The sequence below is a fragment of the Rosenbergiella epipactidis genome (genome assembly GCF_018494055.1).
Classification (GTDB): Bacteria; Pseudomonadota; Gammaproteobacteria; order Enterobacterales; family Enterobacteriaceae; genus Rosenbergiella; species Rosenbergiella epipactidis.
Genome location: NZ_JABBFQ010000001.1, coordinates 237,606 through 257,873, shown reverse-complemented (window position 1 = coordinate 257,873; position 20,268 = coordinate 237,606). Strand labels below are relative to the sequence as shown.

Sequence of the window (20,268 nt, the reverse complement as noted above, 5' to 3'; positions counted from 1 at the left end):
CTGATGTTTATCAAAGCTTGAAGAATGTGACCTCTAGTAATGAGATAAAGGTCACACTTTTGTTAGAGAGTATCGATAGGTATGGCACGGAAATGATGGGTCGGCGTTGCGATCTCATCTTGAGCCGCGACCAGTTGTAGCTCATATTCGCCCATGCTGTGCGTCTTCAACATCACGCCATAGACTGCAGCGGTAATATGCTCTAAGGCTTGATCATAGCGCTTACCTTGCAAGAGATTGACTAACAGCAAGCCACTCGTCAGATCGCCTACTCCTACCGGCTGCCTTACCCCAAAATCAATTAACGGTCGCTGAATATGCAACGCTTCCTGTGCTGTTACCAGCAACATCTCGAATTGATCACTGCGTAGTCCAGCGCGAGATAGGTGCTTAACCAGAACTACCTTAGGCCCCTTTGCGATCAGCGAACGGCTCGCCTCAATGGCTTCGTTAAGGTCGTTGACAGTCCGGCCGGAGAGCATTTCGAGTTCTAATAAATTAGGAGCGACGATATCGCTGGCAGGTAATGACACTTGGCAATGATACTCTGCGACACCAGGTGCAACAATACAGCCTTTTTCGGGATGTCCCATGACTGGATCACAGAAGTACCATGCGTCAGGGTTAGCCGCTTTCACTTGCTGGACTATCTCTAAGATTTTTTCACCCTGCTCGGCAGAGCCTAAATAGCCACTCAAGACTGCATCACAGGTTTTCAAGCGGTCGATCGCTGCTATGCCCTGCACGATATCAGTCAGGTGCTCAGCAGGCATTACCGTACCTGTCCATTGTCCATACTGCGTATGGTTAGAGAATTGAACTGTGTTTAACGGCCAAACGTTGGCGCCCATCCGACGCATGGGGAACTCAGCCGCAGCATTACCTGCATGGCCATAAACGACATGGGATTGAATTGCTAAGATATTTTTCATGTTTGCACGTCTATTTTATCAATAAAAAAAAGGCCGTTTCCGGCCCCTTTTACTATGCCCAATTAATCAGGCAGTAGTGTTTTTTTCCACGACGCAATAAGGTATATCGTCCATGTAGTTTATCACTGTCGGTGAACCGATACTCAGCATCCTCTTGTTTAGCCCCATTCACCGAAACGGCTTTAGAGCTAATCATTGTCCGAGCTTGACCACGAGAGGGTACCAATTCCGCTGAGACTAAAGCTTGTTGTAGATCAGCTTCCTCGCTAAGGGTGATTGTTGGCATGCCATCTTGCGCGAGTTGAGCGAAATCGCTCTCGGTAAGCTCGCTTAACGTCCCTGCAAATAAGCTTTGAGTAATACGTTTCGCCGCTTCCAACCCTGACTCACCGTGTACCATGCGCGTCACTTCTTCAGCCAACACGTACTGCGCACGTGGCGCTTTACCGCTTTGTTGATCTTCCGCTTCGAGCGCATTGATCGCTTCAATACTCATAAAGGTGAAGAATTTCAAGAAGCGATAAACATCGGCATCGGCGGTATTGATCCAAAATTGATAAAACTTATAAGGGCTGGTTTTGATCGGGTCGAGCCATACTGCACCACCTTCCGTTTTACCAAATTTAGTGCCATCTGATTTGGTGATAAGCGGTACCGTCAGTCCAAAGACTTGGTTTTGATGCATTCTACGCGTAAGGTCGATACCTGAGGTGATATTACCCCATTGGTCTGAACCACCGATCTGTAGTGCCACACCGTATTGCTTATTCAAACTGGCAAAATCATAACCTTGTAACAAGTTATAGGAGAACTCGGTGTAAGAGATACCTTGGTCTTCACGATTCAGACGTTGTTTAACGGCTTCTTTATTAATCATTTGGTTAACAGAGAAGTGTTTACCAATATCACGTAAGAACGTCAGAACATTCATCCCACCGAACCAATCGTAGTTATTGGCGGCAATCGCGCTGTTCTCTCCGCAATCGAAATCCAAGAAGGGTGAGACTTGGCGGCGGATTTTTTCAACCCACTCTTGTACCGTATCTTCGGTATTGAGTTTTCGCTCGGCCGCTTTAAAGCTTGGATCACCGATGAGTCCTGTGGCCCCTCCTACGAGTGCAACAGGTTTGTGGCCAGCATCTTGGAAACGTTTTAGACAAAGCAGTGGCACCAAATGCCCCAGATGCAAGCTGTCTGCGGTAGGATCAAAGCCGCAATACAGTGCAATAGGCCCTTGTGCCAGTCGCTCTGATAACGCCTTTTCATCCGTTACCTGGGCGATCAGCCCTCTTTCTTGCAATTGTTGGATAAGGTTACTACTGGTCATTAAAGACTCCACGTTGAACAGTCTGCACCTAAACTGGTACACAGTTTCCGCCACCGGCGAATAAAGTAAGCGCCATAGAATAATTCGCTACGCACAAAGGTTCCAGCATTGAACGCATTAATTTACGCGTTATGGCGCAAGGCGATCAATTTTCCAGCAATCGTCCTGTTTTTGATAGATAAAACGGTCATGCAGGCGATGTTTTCCCCCCTGCCAAAATTCTACCGCTTCAATTGTCACACGATACCCTCCCCAAAAACTAGGAAGCGGGACCTCACCTTGCTGGAATTTTTGTTTCATTTGCTGAAAGGCGGTCTCGAGCACACTACGACCGGAGATACGACTCGACTGCTGAGAAACCCAAGCACCAATTTGGCTTTCAAAGGGTCTTGAGTGGAAATAAGTTAACACCTGCGAGATCGGAAGCTTCTCTGCTCGGCCGATCACCATCACTTGCCGTTCTAAAAAGTACCACGGGAAATGTAACGAAATACGGTTATTTTCTTGCAGGTGTTGGGCTTTACGGCTGCCTAGATTGGTATAGAAGGTCATACTCTGTTCATCAAGGTGCTTGAGTAACACGATACGTTGGTAAGGCTGACCTTGATTATCTACCGTTGCCACACACATGGCAGTGGGATCAGGAAGTTGTGCTTCACAGGCCTGTTTTAACCATTGATTAAACAATTCAATCGGCGTATCCGGTAAATTCTCACGACGCAGTCCCCCTAAGGTGTACTCACGACGGATATCGGTTAACTTGGCAAAAGGATCACTAGCGTGGCTCATGGTTTATTCACTCTCTCGCTACTAAAGTTGATTAACGCTCATCAAGGGGGTTAGCAGGGAAAATAGCCCCTAACACCGTAAAATCTTTCGCACCGGTGACCGCCGGTAAATTCCCAGGTAATCCCGATACGGTCCGATAGGCCAACCAAGAAAAAGCCAGGGCTTCCATATCATCACTACTGATCCCAACCTCATCGGTTAGCGCCACCTGTGTGCCTGGAACTCGTGACGATATCTGCTGCATTAGCGCTTTATTATGCCCGCCCCCGCCACAGATCAGTAAGCGGTCCCACTCACCCTGTTGTCTAACCAGATCGGTGATGCTGATCGCCGTTAAGGCGAGTAAAGTGGCTTGTACATCTTCTGCCGCTATCGGGCCAAAATCGGCCAACTTTTTCTCGATCCACCCGAAGTTAAAATATTCGCGGCCAGTGCTTTTCGGTACAGGGCGTTTAAACCAAGGATCCGCGAGCATCGTATCGAGCAACGCTGCATTGACCTGACCTGAGCTTGCCCACTGGCCATCTTTATCATAGGGCCGCTGATGATGATGCCACATCCAAGCATCCATCAGAATATTACCAGGTCCCGTATCGAAGCCTCTAACAACTTCCCCTGGTGACAGTAACGACACGTTGGCGATACCGCCGATATTTAAGATAACTCTGCGCTCATTAGGGTGCGTCAGCAGTGCACGGTGAAAAGCGGGAACCAATGGCGCCCCTTGTCCGCCCAATGCCATATCACGCCGGCGAAAATCACCCACAACCGTGATGCCTGTGCGCGTAGCAATCGTATTATTGTCGCCCAATTGCATACTGAATGGCGCATCGCCTTGAGGTTCATGCCATACCGTTTGCCCATGACAACCGATAGCGACCACATCCCGTCGGGTAAGTCCTTCACGCGCCATTAGCGCAAGAATAGCGTCGCTGAACAGTCGTCCTAAACGGGTATCAAGCTGACCAATTTGTGACAGTGTCACAGACTGCCCTTGGTTGATATTGAGGATCTGTTGACGAATCGCTAATGGCATCGGATGGCAATAGCTGGCTTGCAGCGCCACAATATTTTGATCGATGGCCGCGAGTACCACGTCTATGCCATCTAAACTTGTTCCTGACATTACGCCAATAAAGCGCCCTGTTTGCATATGACCACTCCCCTGAATTCGGCTCTCTGTTGACCTGTGACTCATATAAGCAAAATCGTTGCAGCATATTGAGTTATCGTTAAGGTTAAATCGCTACACTCTAGGCTAGATGACTAGGCTAGTATGATCTTTGTAGATTGTACTATACTTAATTCGATTTCTAATGCTTGCATAGTTGATAATGCACTCACTATTGAAAGGAGTTTCAAATGTTAAAAAGGTTTTCAACTGTTGCCGCAGCAATGACCGTTGCTATGACCCTAACAGGATGTGTAAACGACAATTCATTGTCTGGGGATGTGTACTCTGCTAACGAGGCTAAGCAAGTACAGAATGTGACTTACGGTACGCTTGTTTCCGTCCGCCCGGTGAAAATCCAAGGTGGCGACGACAGTAATGCATTAGGGGCTATCGGCGGTGCGGTACTCGGTGGCTTCTTAGGTAATACTATCGGCGGTGGCGCAGGAAGAAGCTTGGCCACAGCGGGCGGCGCAATCCTAGGTGGCGTTGCCGGTCAAGGTGTACAAGGTGCGGTAAATACGTCTAACGGCGTTGAACTCGAGATCCGCAAAGACGATGGCAATACTATCATGGTCGTTCAGAAACAAGCGGCAACGCGTTACTCACCGGGTCAACGTGTCGCTATCGCGACCAATGGCAGCCAAGTGACGGTTTCACCTCGTCGTTAAGCCAGAAGACTGAGCCTGACATGCCCCTCTTATGAGGGGTTTTTTATTTGTCAGTCAGTAAACAATGAATACTCTAAGTGCCTACTATTTAAGCTTTCAGCTCATTTTTTTGAATTTCGACAATATTCAGTTCTAAACGAGCAATTAAACTCTTTAATTGTTGGCGTTCTTGGTCGGAAAGACCTTGTAAAATGTCATTACGACTTTGCACGATGACCGACTCGAGTTGTTCAATAATTGGCGCGGCCTGTTCCGTTAGTGAGATACGCTTTGCGCGACGATCTTCGGCACAAGCTGAACGAACGATTAGCCCTTTATGTTCAAGTTGATCAAGGGTTCTTACCAATGAGGGTTGTTCAATACCGATCGCTTTTGCGAGTTGGATTTGTGATTGATCAGCAGGTAATTCATGTATGTTATGTAATGTGACCCAAAGTGTCTGTGTTAAGCCTAGTGGCTTTAAGCGATTATCAATAATTGCACGCCATAAACGCACTAGTCTTGCTAAATCTGTCCCCAATGAAGATTCCATAACTTTACCTATAATTAGTTTGCTAAGTAGTATAGTCAGTTTTAGACTATTTTCCGTTTTCCTTTTCGGAATTACAAATAAGTATCGGTCATAAAAGCGATTTGTTTAAGAGTTATATAGTTAAATAAGGGATTTAATAATGCCTGTGTCACAATTTCCACTGACTTCAGCCCTAACTGACTTGGTTGTCGGTGACATGCTATTTTTCCCCCCCATCTTCAAATCGGTATTACTGGGCTTCTTTTTTTGGTTGATTATCCATCCCCTTATCCGCCATAAAATTTATTCAGGTCATATTTGGCACCCCACTTTATTAGACCTCTCGCTTTTCTTCCTCTGCGTGTCTGCCGCCTTGGCGATACTGAGATAGTATGATGGACAACTTATTATGAAATTTAATGCGTTACGCTATTTCTCTACCTTATTTACCTTCGCGATAGCGGTCCTCGCCGCATGGTGGATGTGGAATTACTATATGCAATCTCCCTGGACGCGTGACGGTAAGGTCCATGCGGAGATGGTGAAGGTGGCTTCTGAGGTCGAAGGACGCTTGATCGAACTTCCGGTAACCGATAACCAATTCGTTCATAAAGGGGACTTATTATTATCCTTAGACCCACGCCCTTACCAAATAGCGTTAGAAAATGCTCAAGCGCAATTAGCCAAGAGCGAGGCTGATTCACGTAAAGCCGAACATGAGTCCACTCGGCGAGCCCAACTCTCCACTAATATCATTTCGGCTGAAGATCAAGATAGTTACCGCCAATCGGCCAGTGCGATGAAAGCCAGCATGCTGGCTGCCAAAGCCAACGTAGATCAAGCGGAGTGGAACCTTTCTCAGACCAAGATCGTTGCCCCCGTCGACGGATGGGTGACCAATTTCCATCTGCGTAAAGGGGACTACATCAACACGGGGTCGGCCCTGTTTGCCTTAGTAGATAGCCACTCATTCTATGTTGTCGGTTATTTTGAGGAAACCAAATTACGGCATATTCGTCCTGGATTACCAGCGACCTTAACGTTGTACAGTGACAATGCAGCATTGAAAGGACGGGTCGAAAGTATTGGTCGAGCCATCAGTGATCAGAGTGTCGATTCAGACAGTTCCCTTGTGCCAGATGTTAAACCCACTGTTCCTTGGGTAAGACTGGCTCAGCGTGTTCCCGTCAGGATCGCGTTGACCAATTTGCCGCAACAACAGTTGTTAGTCGCAGGAACGACCTGCACCATCGTTATCCATCCGGAATCGCACTAATGTCTTGGCAGTGGTTAGCTTGGGAAAACTTACCTTGGATTCGTGCTACGCGCGGCCAGTGGCGTTATGCCTTACGTAACACATTTGCGATGTGCATTGCCTTAAGTTTTGCCTACAGTCTCGATCTTGATCAGCCCTATTGGGCCATGACTTCGGCAGCCGTAGTCAGCTTTCCAACTATAGGCGGCGCAATCAGTAAAAGCTTAGGTCGGATTGTCGGCAGCTTGGTGGGTGCTTTGGCTGCAATTCTGATTGCGGGCAATACTCTTAACGACCCGTGGTTATTTACCTTGAGCTTTGCGACATGGTTAGGGTTTTGTACTTGGATTGCGAACCTTCATCAAAACAATGTTGCTTACGCCTTCTCATTAGCCGGTTACACCGCAGCCTTGATTGCCTTCAGTACGGTCAATATCACCGAGTTCAGTCAACTCTGGGATATTGCACAAGCCAGGGTCTGTGAGGCCATAACCGGGATCTTGAGCGCTGGGTTGATGATGATGTTACTTCCTAGTACCTCCGATGGCGATACTTTGATGGTGACCCTTAAACAGATGCAAGCTCGCTTATTGGAACATGCGCGGCTGTTATTAAATCGAGAGACAGCAGACAAAGCTCAAAGCGCACACGAGAACATGATTGGCCAGATTCTGACCACTAATCTTTTACGGATTCAAGCCTATTGGAGTCATTACCGCTATCGACGTCAAAATAAGGTATTGAACTATGTACTACACCAGCAACTGCGGTTAACCGGCGTATTATCCGGGTTGCGTAGGATGTTACTCAATTGGCCTGACGCCCCGCCCGCACTGTTTCAGGCAATCGATATGTTACTAGCAGAATTAGAGCGGCCCGATTGTGACAAATATAAATTGGCAAAAATACTGCGGACACTTACACCAGAAATAAGCCAAGGCGATTATCGTCAGCTTGCGTTTGTCAGTCGCCTTCGCTATTTCTGCTGGGTCTATCTGGATGTGCAACGTTGGACTCGGCTGGTCGATAATGCTTCACCGGAGCAACGTTTGTCGCCGCCAAGCGTTCCCGCGTTGGCCTTAGAATCTGATCGTGCCGAAGCGCTACTCAGTGCTGGCCGCACCTTTTTCGCGATCGTAATAGGCTGTACCTTCCAAATTTATACTCAGTGGGATCAGGGGCCCGCGGCGTTAACCTTAACGGCAATTGCCTGTGTACTCTACTCGTCGGCCCCTTCCCCCTCGGCCAGCGTCACCCTACTGTTGAAGACTTTACTTATCCTTTGTGTGTTGAGCTTTGTGATGAAATTCGCGGTGATGATTCAAGTCTCGCAACTGTGGCACTTTTTATTCATACTCTTTCCACTCATTGTAACGCTTCAACTGTTTAAATTATTGTTCCCTAAGCGTGCGGCCCTATGGGGACAAATCGTGGTATTTATGGGCTCTTTCATCTCAGTCAGTAACCCGCCCAGCTGGGATTATGGCGCGGTGCTGAATGCTGATGTGGCAAAAGTGTGCGGGGTAATCTTCGCTTGGTTAGCGTTCGTTTTAATACGCCCAAGTTCCGATGATCGAAAAAGCCTACGCCATATCAGAGCCATCCGGCGGGGTTTCTTGGATCAGCTGCGACCAAAACCCCATGCCAGCCGAAATCATTACGAATCGAGGCTCTATTTTCATATCAATCAACTGAAGTCTAGCCAACAGGCCCAAGCAAAGCTCTGGCTACTACGCTGGGGGGTTGTGTTACAGAATAGCGCGCATATTGTCTGGGAACTACGGTCTTGGCATACCCGCTCGCCACTGCTGAGCGCTCAGCGTGACCGATGCTTTCAGGTTTTACAAACGATTATCAGCGAACGCGGCGTACACAGTTCACAGCTTGATACGGCCTTGGCAGAACTCTCGGCTCAATGTGCCGATCTGGCACGAAGTCATGATCCTGAGGCAATTCGCTTAGCCGGAATTCTCTGGCGGCTCAACTGTTCGCTGGCCCAACTGGGTTACTCGGTTCCGCCTCAACCGTCAAAATAGCTCCCCTTGTTCGCCGATGTCCTCTATAGCATTCGGGGCAAGACGATGCGCGGCGCGTTGACGCAGTGTACAGAGTCGTAAGATATTAAGCTTTTGTGCATCGGTAAAACCTTGCCAGCCAAAGCGTTCTTCTCGGCTTCGAAAGCAACCTAAGCAATACCCACGCGCGTTGGCTTGGCAAAGCCCTCTGCAAGGATTCGGTAGCGAAAACATCTCAATTTGTTCTGCCATCGTTCCTCCTCTACTTGCGTTGATGACTGGCCCGACTTGTTGTTCTGTGCGATAGCGGCCTTACCCCCTTGTCGAGGGACCCAACGAAAACTACTCTGTGTTAAACCCTCATATTATAGCAGGAGAGTATTATGTCAGCGTTATCCCTCTTTTCCCCCTTACAGCTCGGCGCAATCACCACTCAAAACCGTATTTTTATGGCACCCTTGACGCGTTTACGCAGCATTGAGCCTGGTGATATTCCAACAGATTTAATGAAAACCTATTATCAGCAGCGTGCCTCAGCGGGCTTGATCATTACCGAAGCCACACAAATTTCTTTCGAGGCCAAAGGTTATGCCGGGGCACCAGGCTTACATACGGCTGAACAAGTGACTGCATGGCGATCGATTACCGATGCGGTACATGCGCATAACGGAAAAATCGCTGTGCAGCTTTGGCACACTGGCCGTATTTCCCACGCTTCTTTACAGCCTAACAATGCAGCACCTCAAGCGCCATCTGCCCTGCCTTCTCAGACTAGAACATCATTGAAAAATGAAAAGGGAGAAGTCTATCGCAGTGAAACAACGCTTCCCCAAGCGATGAGCGTCGCGCAAATTCAACAAGTCGTCAAAGATTTTGAGCAAGCCGCAGTCAATGCACAACAAGCAGGCTTCGATCTCCTCGAACTGCATGCGGCCCATGGCTATCTGTTACACGCCTTCTTGTCACCGGAGTCAAATCAACGTACCGACGAATATGGTGGCAGCCGTGAAAACCGGGCGCGTATTGTCTTCGAAATTATTGAAGCCGTCTCGCGCGTATGGGGAGCTGGGCATATTGGTATTCGCCTCTCCCCCGTGGGTACCTTCCAAGCCTTGGGTAATGGACCGCACGAAGAAGAAGATGCCATTTGGCTTATTGAGCAGCTCGATCGTTTTGGGCTAGCCTATCTACATTTATCGGAGCCAGACTGGGCAGGGGGTAATTCTTATACCACCGCGTTTAGGCAGTCGGTACGCGCTGCCTTCCGCTATACGATTATCGGTGCAGGAGCTTATACTTTAGAAAAGGGTGATGCTTTACTGGCTGAAGGATTGATCGACGCCGTAGCCTTTGGCCGCGATTTTATCGCCAATCCCGACTTGGTCGAGCGTTTTGCGCAAGGTGCTGCGCTGAATGCGCAACATCCGGAGTCATTCTACGGCGGCGATGAGCACGGTTACACCGATTACCCGTTTTTGCCGCACACAAAAAGCTGATATCCTACTTCACTGATAAAGAGCAATGTAACGAGGTTTTATGCGTTTTTTACATACCATGATCCGTGTTGGGGATCTTGACCGTGCGGTCGATTTTTATACCCGTGTACTAGGCATGCGTCTGTTGCGGACCAGTGAGAATAGTGAGTATCAATATACTCTCGCCTTCGTCGGTTACACTGACGAGACCGAAGGTGCAGTGTTGGAACTGACCTATAACTGGGGCGTTGACAGCTACGACTTGGGTAAAGGCTACGGGCATATCGCCCTTGAAGTCGATTCTGCAGCTGAAACCTGTGAACGTATTCGTCAAGCGGGCGGTAACGTGACGCGTGAAGCGGGCCCAGTGAAAGGTGGAAAAACGGTTATCGCGTTTGTTGAAGATCCCGATGGCTATAAAATCGAATTAATCGAGAAAAAAGACGCAGGTCTTGGATTAAATAACGATTAATCGTAGTGAAAGGGCTGCACCGCAGCCCTGTTTTTGTCATACTTGCCGACTATTTTCACTGTTATTGAGAACCAGATGTCAGACACTGCCAATGCCCACCTACTCAAACACCGTTTTCGTGGATTTTACCCCGTCGTTATTGATGTCGAAACCGCCGGTTTTAATGCACAAACCGATGCATTACTCGAGATTGCGGCAATCACCGTGCGAATGGATGAAGATGGCTGGTTAGTTGAAGATCAAAAGATTCATTTTAATATCACCCCTTTTGAAGGGTCGATCCTTCATCCAGAAGCGTTAGCCTTTACTGGCATTGACCCCAACGACCCAGAGCGTCAGGCCGTGAGTGAATACGATGCCCTGCATGCTATTTTCAAGATGGTCCGCAAGGGAATGAAAGAGGCTGATTGTTCACGAGCCGTCATAGTGGCCCATAATGCACATTTTGATCACAGCTTTACCATGGCTGCGGCACAGCGTGCGGGTTTAAAACGCAACCCTTTTCACCCTTTTGCCACCTTCGATACGGCCGCGCTCAGCGGGCTAGTGTTAGGCCAAACGGTACTCGCTAAAGCATGCATCAGTGCAGGCATGAGTTTTGATAGTGAACAAGCTCACAGCGCCCTTTACGATACCGAGCAGACAACTGCGCTGTTTTGTGAATTGGTGAATAGGTGGAAGCGCTTAGGAGGATGGCCATTGGTGGACGACACACAACAAGTGGTGGAGACGTCCCCACCACTTGCCTAACGAATAAGCCTGATTATTCGGCTTCGCGGTACTTATCTGCAGTCTCTTTGATCAGAGATTGCAGTTCGCCGCGCTGATACATTTCCATAATAATGTCACATCCCCCCACTAGCTCACCGTCTACCCATAATTGTGGGAAGGTTGGCCAGTTAGCGTAAGCGGGTAACTCAGCACGAATATCTGGATTCTGTAGAATATCTACATAGGCAAAACGTTCGCCACAACCTGATAAGGCTTGAACAGCTTGCGCAGAAAACCCACAGCTCGGCAGTTTAGGCGATCCTTTCATATAGAGCAGGATTGGGTTTTCAGAGATTTGTGTTTTAATTTTTTCTAGAGTGCTCATTTTGCTTCCTCAACAACAGCTTAATTTCTTATAGTGTACCGTTTATCGTGGCCGGTGTGAATTCTCTGATGGTGGAGTTTTGCATGGTGCGTATAGATAGGAATTATCTTATTAATAAACAATTATGTGATACAGATCACAATGATAAAATCAATTTTCCCTACTCTAGCCGATTTAATAGATAAGTAGTTAACGCAATCACGCTTAGTAACAGATTTAATTACATTCTCGCTTAACTTTTTGAAAAGTTCTGGATTAGAATGGCTTATGGGGCTGACAACGTTGTCAGAGGTTTTTTTTTACTCACTGACTCTTATTTGAGTACATCACTGACTAAATATAAAATATGCGGCTAATAATAACGCTTTCAATACTTGCTTTTATGCAACTTTTTTTCACTGTCGCTGAAGCGGCCCCTCACCGACATCTTAATGCCACGGCGCATAAATCGGTAAAAAAGGCGAGCGCTGAAGATACGCGTCGCAAACGCAAACAGGTAAAAACCGCAACTAAGCGCACTAAACAGCCCCAACCTCATAAAGTAAAGCATGTTGCTAAGAAAACCCTATCACGTACACACTCAACAAAATCTGCAAAACTGGCTAAATCTCGCATCACACAAAAGAAATATTATGCTGGCCAGAAAGTGTTAGCACGTCATAAAACGCGCATCGCCTCCCCCCACTCTGCAGCAATGGTGATGAGTGCTACCCATCATCAGAAATATCAGAAAGCCCGCCAAACTGCGATGAATAAATTGATGAACCAATTGGGTAAACCTTATCAATGGGGAGGCACCTCTCCGCATACGGGTTTCGATTGCAGCGGACTGGTTTATTACGCTTATAAAGATTTGGTGAAATTCAAGATCCCACGTACTGCCAACGAGATGTACCATTTACGCGATGCGGCACCAGTGAAAAGGAATTCTTTGCAAAAAGGTGACTTAGTATTTTTCCGTATTCATCGTCGTGGCGCAGCTGACCATGTCGGTGTCTATGTCGGCAATGGAAAGTTCATTCAATCCCCGCGTACGGGTAAAGATATTCAAATTACCGACCTAACTGGCGACTATTGGCAAAAACACTACATCGGCGCACGCCGTGTTATGACACCAAACTCTGTACGCTAGCACGCCTCTCTTTCACTACAATCCCCGTTAATCGGGGATTTTTTATTTCCAACACGGTTATCCCGCTTCCTACGTAACGATTTGTAAACTCGAGCAAGTTGTTGCGCAAAAAGCTCGTTTTAGCCTCTCCACCCTGCTAGAATTCACCCCCCTTTATTTTTAGTTGCGCAAACGCAAACGCTTTCCTAGGAGAATACCCCATGGCAACGATTAAAGATGTGGCAAAACTCGCCGGGGTTTCCACTACCACTGTTTCACACGTAATTAATAAAACGCGTTTCGTTGCGGAACAAACCCAGCAAACCGTGTGGGATGCTATAAATACTCTTCACTACTCACCGAGTGCCGTGGCGCGTAGCCTTAAAGTCAACACCACTAAGACCATCGGTCTATTGTCTACCTCAGTCGAAGCCCCTTACTGGGCGGAGATCATTGAAGCGATAGAAAAGAAATGTTTCCAGCATGGCTACACCCTATTGTTAGCTAATGCCCATACCGACTTTGAAAAACAGCGTGCCTACTTATCAATGATGGCGCAAAAACGCGTCGATGGATTAATGGTGATGTGTGCCGAATACCCAGACTCCCTATTAAAAATGCTTGAAGAGCACAGCCAACTGCCGATGGTGGTTATGGACTGGGGGAGTTCTCATGCCCAATTCACCGATACTGTTGAAGATAACGCTTTCGCGGGCGGACATTTAGCCGCTCGTTATTTATTGGATCGTGGCCATCGCGATATTGGTTGTATTCCAGGACAGATGGAACGCCATACGGGCGAGGGACGGTTAGCCGGATTTATTAAAGCGTTAAAGGATGCGGGCATTACGCCCCGTGAGGAATGGATCGTTCAAGGGGATTTCGAATCAGAATCGGGTTACCAAGCCATGCAACAGATTCTTTCTCAAAAACAACGACCGACTGCCGTATTCTGTGGCGGGGATGTGATGGCAATGGGGGCAATTTGCGCCGCCAATGAACAGGGATTAAATGTTCCTCAAGATATTTCGGTGATCGGGTATGACAATATCCGCAACTCGCGCTATTTCAGCCCGGCATTAACCACCATTCATCAACCTAAGATTGAATTGGGCGAAAAGGCGTTAGAAATGTTGCTCGATCGTATCGTTAATAAGCGCGATGAGGCCCAACGCCTTGAGATCCACCCTCAACTGGTTGAGCGTCGCTCCGTCATTGATGGCCCTTACATCGACTATCGCCGCTAACCTTCCGACACTAGCCACTCTTGGTTAAGAGTGGCAGTATCACCGAGATAATCCAAAATCCACTGCAAGGCAGGTGAAAAGCTATTTTCTCGCCAGCTCAGATAACAAGGGCTATCCGGAAAGCTTATGGGCAATTCAACAAGCGTCCCTTGCTGCAGGTAAGGCATAGCAATATGTGCGGGCACCATTGCCACACAAAGCCCATTTTGTACGCAACGCATCCCTACTGGCCAGTTGGGTACCACCAGACGCCGTTGGTTATCCAGAGTCCAGGTATCCCGGCGAGGAAGCACCCGTGACGTATCCTCGATCACAAGCGACGGCCATCGCCGCAGATCATCTTCCTCAATACGGATTTGACCCTGTAGAGGATGGTCGTTGGCGACTACGCAACACCAAGAAAGTTTTCCCATATCGCGAACGCTAAAGCGTCCAGTGACAGGCACGGCCTGGGTAGCGCCAATCGCCATATCCACGCGACCATCTGCCAGCGCATCCCATACACCATTAAAGACTTCGTCGTTAATATGAAGCTCGATATCAGGAAAGTGGCGATAGAAATCCACTACCAGTTGTTCGACGCGCGATTGTTTCACTATCCTATCGATCGCGACGGAGAAACGACCTCGCCAACCATTCGCCAGCTGCTGGCATTGTTGACGAGTACTATTCATTTTTTTGATAACACTTCGCGCTTCGGTAAGAAAATGCTCGCCGGAGGCGGTTAACACAACATCGCGATGACGGCGTTCAAACAGGTCGACCGCTAACCACTCCTCCACTTGTTTCACTGAGTAACTGATTGCCGAGGGTACTCTATGCAATTCGTGAGCGGCTCCCGAGAAGCTACCATTGCGGGCGACGCTATCAATAACAGTTAAAGTATATTCTGACCACATAGCTTGCTTTCAATTATTTTGAATAGTGATGGCAAATATTACCGTTTTACAAACAAGTCTGCATCCTTTTACACTTCCCGGATTATTTTGACTAGGACGCCCCATGCAACATCCCAAACTCTTCTTTGTTTACCTCGCCCTATTAAGCATGCTTGGATTTTTAGCCACCGATATGTATCTCCCGGCATTTACTGCCATGCAAGACTATCTGGTAACCAGTGCCAATATGGTCAGTGCCAGTCTGAGTTTATTCTTAGCCGGTTTTTGTTGCGCACAGCTATTCTGGGGACCTTTATCCGATAAGATCGGTCGTCGAACCGTCTTAGTATGGGGCTTGTCGCTGTTCACGCTGAGTTGTCTTGCGGTAGTTTGGGTGACGGATGCCCGTGTGTTATTAGTTCTCCGCTTTCTACAAGCCTGCGGAGTTTGTGCCGCGGCAGTGTGCTGGCAGTCTTTAGTGCTTGACCACTTTCCTAAGGAAAAGGCGCATAAAATGTTCGCGGCTATTATGCCGCTGGTCGCCCTCTCTCCCGCTCTTGCACCGCTAATTGGCGCGTGGCTGATTACGCATTTTGATTGGCAAGCCATCTTTGTCACCTTGACCTTAATCAGTGCCGTATTATTAGGGCTGACATTCTACTTACTGCCATCGGGCCGCTCACACGCCTCCAGCGAGACTGCGCATCTGCCTTATAAAAGGTTACTGTCACGGCCGCAATTTTTAGGCAATATTGTTATCTATGCCGCCTGTTCGGCCAGTTTCTTTGCTTGGCTAACGGGTTCGCCTTTTATCATGGGGCAATTAGGGTTAAGCCCTAGCGAGATTGGGTTGAGCTATATCCCGCAAACCGTGACCTTCTTAATCGGTGGTTTTGGTTGCCGTGCCTTACTCAATCGTTTTAGCGGCGAGCAGCTACTCCCTTGGTTACTGCTCGCGTACTTGGTCAGTGTCTCTGCGTTGCTTGTTGTGGGTTTATGGATGACCCCCTCGTTAACACGCCTACTGGTGCCTTTTAGCGTGATGGCGATGGCAAACGGTGCTATCTACCCAATCGTGGTGTCTAAAGCGTTAAAAGCGTTCCCTGAGCACAGTGGCAAAGCCGCTTCGGTACAAAACTTTACTCAACTTGGGTTATGTTTTTTGTACAGTCTTTGGGTCTCTTCTCAAATTGAGCACGTGGTCAGCATTACCGTCATCGCTATGGCATCAACGGTGATACTGGCGTTAATCGGCTATTTTTACCAAGCATCGGCCGATAAATCTGCTCGCTAACGCCTCTCCTATTCCGCACTGATCCTCTATTGAACTCTGCCGAACTCAGTCCTATACTGAATTCGGTGGATAACGTCATACAAAACTTTACGTATTCACTGCATTATAAAAATAACGAGTAGTCACTGATGAATAGCTGTTTACCTTTCTCCAGAAAGTCATGCAACCGCTTCCAAGCGTAGTGTGTTATTTGAACAGGTGATATACGCATATGTCTACATCATGTATAGAAGAAGTTAATTTAAAAGAAGATCATTGGTTTCGTATTGCACAAGAGTTACTCGACAGTGCAGATATTCAGATTAACGGCTCAAGGCCTGGTGATATTCGCATCATCAATCAGCAATTTTTTAAACGCGTATTACAAGAAGGTTCTTTAGGCTTAGGTGAAAGTTATATGGATGGCTGGTGGGAATGCGACCGCCTCGATATTTTCTTCACCAAAGTTCTGCGTCATAAATTAGATCATCAACTCCCCCGCCACTTTAAAGATACGTTACGCATCGCTACCGCGAGGCTCACCAATCTCCAATCAAGAAAGCGTGCGTGGATCGTTGGCAAAGAACATTACGACTTAGGAAATGACCTCTTTTCATTGATGCTCGATCCCTATATGCAATATTCTTGCGGTTATTGGGCAACGGCATCGACCCTTGAAGCGGCTCAAGAGGCTAAACTCGACCTAATTTGTCGTAAATTACAACTCCAACCAGGGATGACATTATTAGATATTGGTTGTGGCTGGGGGGGGCTCTCAGAATATGCAGCCAAACACTATCACGTCAAAGTGAAGGGCGTCACGATTTCCGCCGAGCAGCAAAAAATGGCGCAACAACGCTGTGCGGGGTTGGACGTTGAAATCTTATTACAAGATTATCGCGATCTTCACGAGCAGTTCGACCGAATCGTATCGGTTGGGATGTTTGAGCACGTTGGTCCGAAAAATTATGCGACCTATTTCGATGTGGCTGCTAGAAACCTGAAACCCGATGGTATTTTCGTATTACACACCATTGGGTCGAACCACACGGATCTTCACGTCGATCCGTGGATAGATAAATATATCTTTCCTAATGGCTGCCTACCTTCTGTCAATCACATCGCACAATACAGTGAACCGCATTTCGTCATGGAGGACTGGCACAATTTTGGTCCCGACTACGATAAGACATTGATGGCCTGGTATGAAAGATTTCTTGCCGCATGGCCTGAATTGTCACAACGTTACGATCCACGTTTCAAGCGGATGTTTACTTACTATCTTAATGCTTGTGCGGGGGCGTTTCGCTCACGCGACATTCAGTTATGGCAAGTGGTATTGAGTCGCGGAATTGATGGTGGATTGCGCGTAGCACGCTAAATCTAAAGCTCCCTTTACTCGGGAGCTTTTTTTATTGTTATTTTTTATTCAACATTCTTTCAACGGTATCAACAATAGCCTGTGTCTGGGTATCAATCTCAATATTGACGGAATCGCCTAATTTACGATCGGATAACAGTGTGCGTTCCAAGGTTTCAGGAATTAAGTGAACGCAGAAACGCCGCTCAGTGACATCTCCAAGGGTTAGGCTACAACCATCAATACCAATAAATCCTTTATGTAGGATATATTTCATCAGGCTTGAATCGTCAATTTCAAACCAGACCTCACGGTTATGCTCGGATTGAATAATTTTGCAGACTGAAGCTTGAGCCATAATATGGCCGGACATTAAGTGTCCGCCGATCTCGTCAGAGAATTTTGCCGCTCGCTCAATATTCACGCGGTCGCCAACGGTTAATTGTCCCAAATTTGTGACGCGAAGGGTTTCTTTGATTAAGTCGAAACTCACGATATTCCCTTCGATCGCGGTAACGGTTAAACAGCATCCATTATGGGCAACCGATGCGCCAATCTGTAAGGCATCTAGCCATTCCACTGGGAATTTGACTTTATGTGTTCGAAATAGCGGTTGTTCATCTATATCAATAATTTCAGCCGTGCCGAGTACAATACCAGTAAACATCTCTTCCCCCTTATTTTACTTCAGATTATCACAGATTAAGCCGCTATCATGACGTGCTGGTGCGATGAGGGAAAATAATTATGTTTTCTCCTTTATGAATGCACGCCATTGCGCGATGATAGCTTGAGATTGGGATAATAATTATGTTAAGGATATCCAGTGCGAAAGTATTTTAAAGAAGCTAAACAGTTACTTTTGTTAGCTATCCCTGTCATATTGTCGCAAACCTCGCAAACCGCGATGGGGTTTGTTGATACGACAATGGCAGGTTCGGTAAGTGCGACCGATATGGCGGCCGTTGCGATCGGTACCTCAATATGGCTACCTGTGATTCTCTTCGCATTAGGGATATTAATGGCGATCACGCCCACGGTCGCTCATTTTGCGGGCTCGGGACATAGAAACAAAGTTGGCGATCATGTTCAACAAGGTTTATGGCTTGCCACCTTCCTTTCAATTTTCGTGATTGCCATCATCTGGAATGCTGGAATATTTATTCGAGCTATGTCAGGAATCGATCCTAAGATGGCAGATATTGCTGAACGTTATCTGCACGCTCTGATGTGGGGAGCGCCGGGATTTCTTTATTTTCAAGTTATCCGCGACCAATGTGATGGCCTATCAAAGACAACGCCGAGTATGGTCTTCGGTTTTATCGGGTTACTGTGCAATATCCCGATTAACTATATCTTTATTTATGGTCATTTTGGTATGCCTGCACTGGGTGGGGTCGGCTGTGGTGTTGCCACCGCTTCCGTCTATTGGTTAATGTTTTTGGGCCTCTGGCTATGGACCAAAAAATCTCGTAGCCTAAAAGATATCCGCCCCACTGTTCGCTGGGCTAAACCCAACTTTAACGTCATCGCTCGGATTATCACACTTGGATTACCCATCGCCTCTGCCCTGTTTTTTGAGGTCACTCTGTTTGCGGTGGTGGCAATATTAGTTTCTCCTCTGGGCATCGTTGACGTTGCTGGGCACCAGATTGCGCTAAATTTTAGCTCATTGATGTTTGTTATTCCGTTATCCATGGGAATTGCGAGTACTATCCGCGTAGGCTATCAGTTAGGACGTGGGTCGACAGAAGGCGCTCGAATCGCCGCCTGGACATCTCAAGCTGTCGGATTATGTTTTGTCTGTTGTACTGCCATCGCGACGGTCGTGTTCCGACATGATATTGCCCGGTTATATAATGATGATCCTGCTGTTGTCGCGCTGGCGGGACAGTTAATGTTTCTTGCAGCAATTTATCAATGCTCAGACAGCGTACAAGTCATTGGCAGTGGGACATTACGAGGCTATAAAGATACTCGAGCTATATTCTTTATTACCTTTATTGCTTATTGGCTATTGGGACTCCCCTGCGGCTATATTTTAGCATTGACGGATGTTGTCGTACCGCGCATGGGGCCCGCTGGCTTTTGGTGTGGCTTCATCATCGGTTTAACCTCCGCGGCGATAATGATGGTTTCACGTATCATTAGCTTGCAGAAAAAACCGACTAATGTGATTTTAACTCGCGCAAGCCGATAAACAGTGCTTGAAATGATTAAAATTTCCACTCACTGATTAGATGTCAACCATTTAGTAGATATTTATGGTTTTCTGCTTGCCAGTCGCTAAGGATGCCGTTAATATTCGTCCCGCTGCAGCAATGCAGCGTGTGCGTCCGTAGCTCAGTTGGTTAGAGCACCACCTTGACATGGTGGGGGTCGGTGGTTCGAGTCCACTCGGACGCACCATTAATAATCGTACAATCCAATCCATCAATTTTTTAACCTGCATTTAATCCCACACATTTTATTTACCATTAATAAAATATATTTTATTATTAACTTTAATAATTAATTACCCTTCTTTTTTAAATTAAATCATTAAAGCTTTAATTAATATAAAAACATCTCCCTCTGATTAAAACACCTAATTAACCTATTTAAGTGATCTTCATCCCACAGCATTAATTATTAACAAGCCTTTATAACGTGAGCAGGTTAAATTTTACCTCTCAATTTTAGCGA

The 20,268-nt window shown here is 47.1% G+C and carries 21 protein-coding genes and 1 tRNA gene; 13 read left to right on the top strand and 9 right to left on the bottom strand.

Annotated elements, in window-relative coordinates; genetic code table 11:
* Nucleotides 1-62: 62 nt before the first annotated feature.
* The 4 genes from pdxY to anmK all read right to left on the bottom strand — a co-directional run bounded on the left by pdxY (nucleotide 63) and on the right by anmK (nucleotide 4,201).
* Nucleotides 63-932 (bottom strand): pyridoxal kinase PdxY, encoded by an 870-nt coding sequence (gene pdxY, locus HGT71_RS01275; RefSeq protein ID WP_214216186.1) that lies wholly within the window; start codon nucleotides 930-932, stop codon nucleotides 63-65.
* A gap of 52 nt (nucleotides 933-984) precedes the next feature.
* Nucleotides 985-2,259, bottom strand: coding sequence for a tyrosine--tRNA ligase (gene tyrS, locus HGT71_RS01270; RefSeq protein WP_214216185.1), 1,275 nt, complete (start codon nucleotides 2,257-2,259; stop codon nucleotides 985-987).
* A 129-nt stretch (nucleotides 2,260-2,388) separates the two neighbouring features.
* Nucleotides 2,389-3,048: a pyridoxamine 5'-phosphate oxidase gene (gene pdxH, locus HGT71_RS01265; protein WP_214216184.1), complete on the bottom strand. Its 660-nt coding sequence runs from the start codon at nucleotides 3,046-3,048 to the stop codon at nucleotides 2,389-2,391.
* 31 nt (nucleotides 3,049-3,079) lie between these two features.
* On the bottom strand, nucleotides 3,080-4,201 hold the full coding sequence (anmK, locus tag HGT71_RS01260; protein WP_214216183.1) for an anhydro-N-acetylmuramic acid kinase: 1,122 nt from the start codon (nucleotides 4,199-4,201) through the stop codon (nucleotides 3,080-3,082).
* Between the two features lie 209 nt (nucleotides 4,202-4,410).
* Between anmK and HGT71_RS01255 the strand changes: the two genes are divergently transcribed.
* The gene (locus HGT71_RS01255) at nucleotides 4,411-4,890 is read left to right on the top strand and encodes an outer membrane lipoprotein (protein ID WP_048912097.1); all 480 of its coding nucleotides are present in this window, start codon (nucleotides 4,411-4,413) and stop codon (nucleotides 4,888-4,890) included.
* A gap of 88 nt (nucleotides 4,891-4,978) precedes the next feature.
* Here the strand turns inward: HGT71_RS01255 and slyA are convergent, their stop codons facing one another.
* Nucleotides 4,979-5,422, bottom strand: coding sequence for a transcriptional regulator SlyA (gene slyA / locus HGT71_RS01250; protein ID WP_048912096.1), 444 nt, complete (start codon nucleotides 5,420-5,422; stop codon nucleotides 4,979-4,981).
* Nucleotides 5,423-5,561: 139 nt separating this feature from the next.
* Here slyA and HGT71_RS01245 point away from each other — a divergent pair, with 139 nt between their 5' ends.
* From HGT71_RS01245 to HGT71_RS01235, 3 genes are read left to right on the top strand one after another with little or no spacing between them, the layout of a single operon-like run.
* Nucleotides 5,562-5,792, top strand: coding sequence for a DUF1656 domain-containing protein (locus HGT71_RS01245; protein WP_214216182.1), 231 nt, complete (start codon nucleotides 5,562-5,564; stop codon nucleotides 5,790-5,792).
* An 18-nt stretch (nucleotides 5,793-5,810) separates the two neighbouring features.
* Nucleotides 5,811-6,677: an efflux RND transporter periplasmic adaptor subunit gene (locus tag HGT71_RS01240; protein WP_214216181.1), complete on the top strand. Its 867-nt coding sequence runs from the start codon at nucleotides 5,811-5,813 to the stop codon at nucleotides 6,675-6,677.
* A complete protein-coding gene (locus HGT71_RS01235) occupies nucleotides 6,677-8,692 on the top strand; it encodes an FUSC family protein (protein WP_214216180.1) in 2,016 nt (671 codons plus the stop codon). The genes HGT71_RS01240 and HGT71_RS01235 overlap by 1 nt, the downstream gene beginning before the upstream one ends.
* Here HGT71_RS01235 and HGT71_RS01230 read toward each other — a convergent pair.
* A complete protein-coding gene (locus tag HGT71_RS01230; RefSeq protein WP_214216179.1) occupies nucleotides 8,684-8,923 on the bottom strand; it encodes a DUF1289 domain-containing protein in 240 nt (79 codons plus the stop codon). The two genes, HGT71_RS01235 and HGT71_RS01230, sit on opposite strands and share 9 nt — an antisense overlap.
* A 131-nt stretch (nucleotides 8,924-9,054) precedes the next feature.
* On the opposite strand from HGT71_RS01230, the gene nemA reads away from it, so the two are divergent.
* The 3 genes from nemA (at nucleotide 9,055) to rnt (ending at nucleotide 11,368) form a co-directional block, all read left to right on the top strand.
* Nucleotides 9,055-10,167 (top strand): N-ethylmaleimide reductase, encoded by a 1,113-nt coding sequence (gene nemA, locus HGT71_RS01225; RefSeq protein ID WP_214216178.1) that lies wholly within the window; start codon nucleotides 9,055-9,057, stop codon nucleotides 10,165-10,167.
* 40 nt (nucleotides 10,168-10,207) lie between these two features.
* A complete protein-coding gene (gloA, locus tag HGT71_RS01220) occupies nucleotides 10,208-10,618 on the top strand; it encodes a lactoylglutathione lyase (protein ID WP_048912091.1) in 411 nt (136 codons plus the stop codon).
* Between the two features lie 75 nt (nucleotides 10,619-10,693).
* Entirely contained in the window at nucleotides 10,694-11,368 is a 675-nt protein-coding gene (gene rnt / locus HGT71_RS01215; RefSeq protein WP_214216177.1) for a ribonuclease T, read from the top strand.
* A gap of 13 nt (nucleotides 11,369-11,381) precedes the next feature.
* Here the strand turns inward: rnt and HGT71_RS01210 are convergent, their stop codons facing one another.
* Nucleotides 11,382-11,714, bottom strand: a complete 333-nt coding sequence (locus HGT71_RS01210) for a Grx4 family monothiol glutaredoxin (protein ID WP_048913987.1) — start codon at nucleotides 11,712-11,714, stop codon at nucleotides 11,382-11,384.
* A gap of 346 nt (nucleotides 11,715-12,060) precedes the next feature.
* On the opposite strand from HGT71_RS01210, the gene HGT71_RS01205 reads away from it, so the two are divergent.
* Together HGT71_RS01205 and purR are read left to right on the top strand one after the other, a co-directional pair.
* A complete protein-coding gene (locus HGT71_RS01205; RefSeq protein WP_214216176.1) occupies nucleotides 12,061-12,846 on the top strand; it encodes a C40 family peptidase in 786 nt (261 codons plus the stop codon).
* Nucleotides 12,847-13,046: 200 nt separating this feature from the next.
* A complete protein-coding gene (purR, locus tag HGT71_RS01200) occupies nucleotides 13,047-14,072 on the top strand; it encodes an HTH-type transcriptional repressor PurR (protein WP_214216175.1) in 1,026 nt (341 codons plus the stop codon).
* Here purR and punR read toward each other — a convergent pair.
* Nucleotides 14,069-14,971 carry a DNA-binding transcriptional activator PunR gene (gene punR, locus HGT71_RS01195; protein ID WP_214216174.1) on the bottom strand — a complete coding sequence of 301 codons (903 nt, stop codon included), beginning with the start codon at nucleotides 14,969-14,971 and terminating at the stop codon, nucleotides 14,069-14,071. The genes purR and punR overlap by 4 nt on opposite strands.
* A 103-nt stretch (nucleotides 14,972-15,074) precedes the next feature.
* Here punR and punC point away from each other — a divergent pair, with 103 nt between their 5' ends.
* The gene (gene punC / locus HGT71_RS01190) at nucleotides 15,075-16,244 is read left to right on the top strand and encodes a purine nucleoside transporter PunC (protein ID WP_214216173.1); all 1,170 of its coding nucleotides are present in this window, start codon (nucleotides 15,075-15,077) and stop codon (nucleotides 16,242-16,244) included.
* A 211-nt stretch (nucleotides 16,245-16,455) separates the two neighbouring features.
* Nucleotides 16,456-17,604, top strand: a complete 1,149-nt coding sequence (gene cfa / locus HGT71_RS01185) for a cyclopropane fatty acyl phospholipid synthase (protein WP_214216172.1) — start codon at nucleotides 16,456-16,458, stop codon at nucleotides 17,602-17,604.
* A 37-nt stretch (nucleotides 17,605-17,641) separates the two neighbouring features.
* Here cfa and HGT71_RS01180 read toward each other — a convergent pair whose 3' ends face one another.
* A complete protein-coding gene (locus HGT71_RS01180; protein ID WP_214216171.1) occupies nucleotides 17,642-18,250 on the bottom strand; it encodes a riboflavin synthase subunit alpha in 609 nt (202 codons plus the stop codon).
* 159 nt (nucleotides 18,251-18,409) lie between these two features.
* Between HGT71_RS01180 and HGT71_RS01175 the strand changes: the two genes are divergently transcribed.
* Together HGT71_RS01175 and HGT71_RS01170 are read left to right on the top strand one after the other, a co-directional pair.
* The gene (locus HGT71_RS01175) at nucleotides 18,410-19,783 is read left to right on the top strand and encodes an MATE family efflux transporter (RefSeq protein WP_214216170.1); all 1,374 of its coding nucleotides are present in this window, start codon (nucleotides 18,410-18,412) and stop codon (nucleotides 19,781-19,783) included.
* Nucleotides 19,784-19,915: 132 nt separating this feature from the next.
* Nucleotides 19,916-19,992, top strand: a tRNA-Val gene (locus HGT71_RS01170).
* Nucleotides 19,993-20,268 lie beyond the last annotated feature (276 nt).

Coding starts and splice junctions, on each gene's coding strand:
- cfa (WP_214216172.1), top strand. CDS start 16,456: ATGTCTACATCATGTATAGAAGAAGTTAATTTAAAAGAAGATCATTGG.
- HGT71_RS01235 (WP_214216180.1), top strand. CDS start 6,677: ATGTCTTGGCAGTGGTTAGCTTGGGAAAACTTACCTTGGATTCGTGCT.
- HGT71_RS01205 (WP_214216176.1), top strand. CDS start 12,061: ATGCGGCTAATAATAACGCTTTCAATACTTGCTTTTATGCAACTTTTT.
- tyrS (WP_214216185.1), bottom strand. CDS start 2,259: ATGACCAGTAGTAACCTTATCCAACAATTGCAAGAAAGAGGGCTGATC.
- rnt (WP_214216177.1), top strand. CDS start 10,694: ATGTCAGACACTGCCAATGCCCACCTACTCAAACACCGTTTTCGTGGA.
- punR (WP_214216174.1), bottom strand. CDS start 14,971: ATGTGGTCAGAATATACTTTAACTGTTATTGATAGCGTCGCCCGCAAT.
- HGT71_RS01230 (WP_214216179.1), bottom strand. CDS start 8,923: ATGGCAGAACAAATTGAGATGTTTTCGCTACCGAATCCTTGCAGAGGG.
- HGT71_RS01245 (WP_214216182.1), top strand. CDS start 5,562: ATGCCTGTGTCACAATTTCCACTGACTTCAGCCCTAACTGACTTGGTT.
- punC (WP_214216173.1), top strand. CDS start 15,075: ATGCAACATCCCAAACTCTTCTTTGTTTACCTCGCCCTATTAAGCATG.
- anmK (WP_214216183.1), bottom strand. CDS start 4,201: ATGCAAACAGGGCGCTTTATTGGCGTAATGTCAGGAACAAGTTTAGAT.
- HGT71_RS01180 (WP_214216171.1), bottom strand. CDS start 18,250: ATGTTTACTGGTATTGTACTCGGCACGGCTGAAATTATTGATATAGAT.
- HGT71_RS01240 (WP_214216181.1), top strand. CDS start 5,811: ATGAAATTTAATGCGTTACGCTATTTCTCTACCTTATTTACCTTCGCG.
- gloA (WP_048912091.1), top strand. CDS start 10,208: ATGCGTTTTTTACATACCATGATCCGTGTTGGGGATCTTGACCGTGCG.
- nemA (WP_214216178.1), top strand. CDS start 9,055: ATGTCAGCGTTATCCCTCTTTTCCCCCTTACAGCTCGGCGCAATCACC.
- pdxH (WP_214216184.1), bottom strand. CDS start 3,048: ATGAGCCACGCTAGTGATCCTTTTGCCAAGTTAACCGATATCCGTCGT.
- slyA (WP_048912096.1), bottom strand. CDS start 5,422: ATGGAATCTTCATTGGGGACAGATTTAGCAAGACTAGTGCGTTTATGG.
- HGT71_RS01210 (WP_048913987.1), bottom strand. CDS start 11,714: ATGAGCACTCTAGAAAAAATTAAAACACAAATCTCTGAAAACCCAATC.
- purR (WP_214216175.1), top strand. CDS start 13,047: ATGGCAACGATTAAAGATGTGGCAAAACTCGCCGGGGTTTCCACTACC.
- pdxY (WP_214216186.1), bottom strand. CDS start 932: ATGAAAAATATCTTAGCAATTCAATCCCATGTCGTTTATGGCCATGCA.
- HGT71_RS01255 (WP_048912097.1), top strand. CDS start 4,411: ATGTTAAAAAGGTTTTCAACTGTTGCCGCAGCAATGACCGTTGCTATG.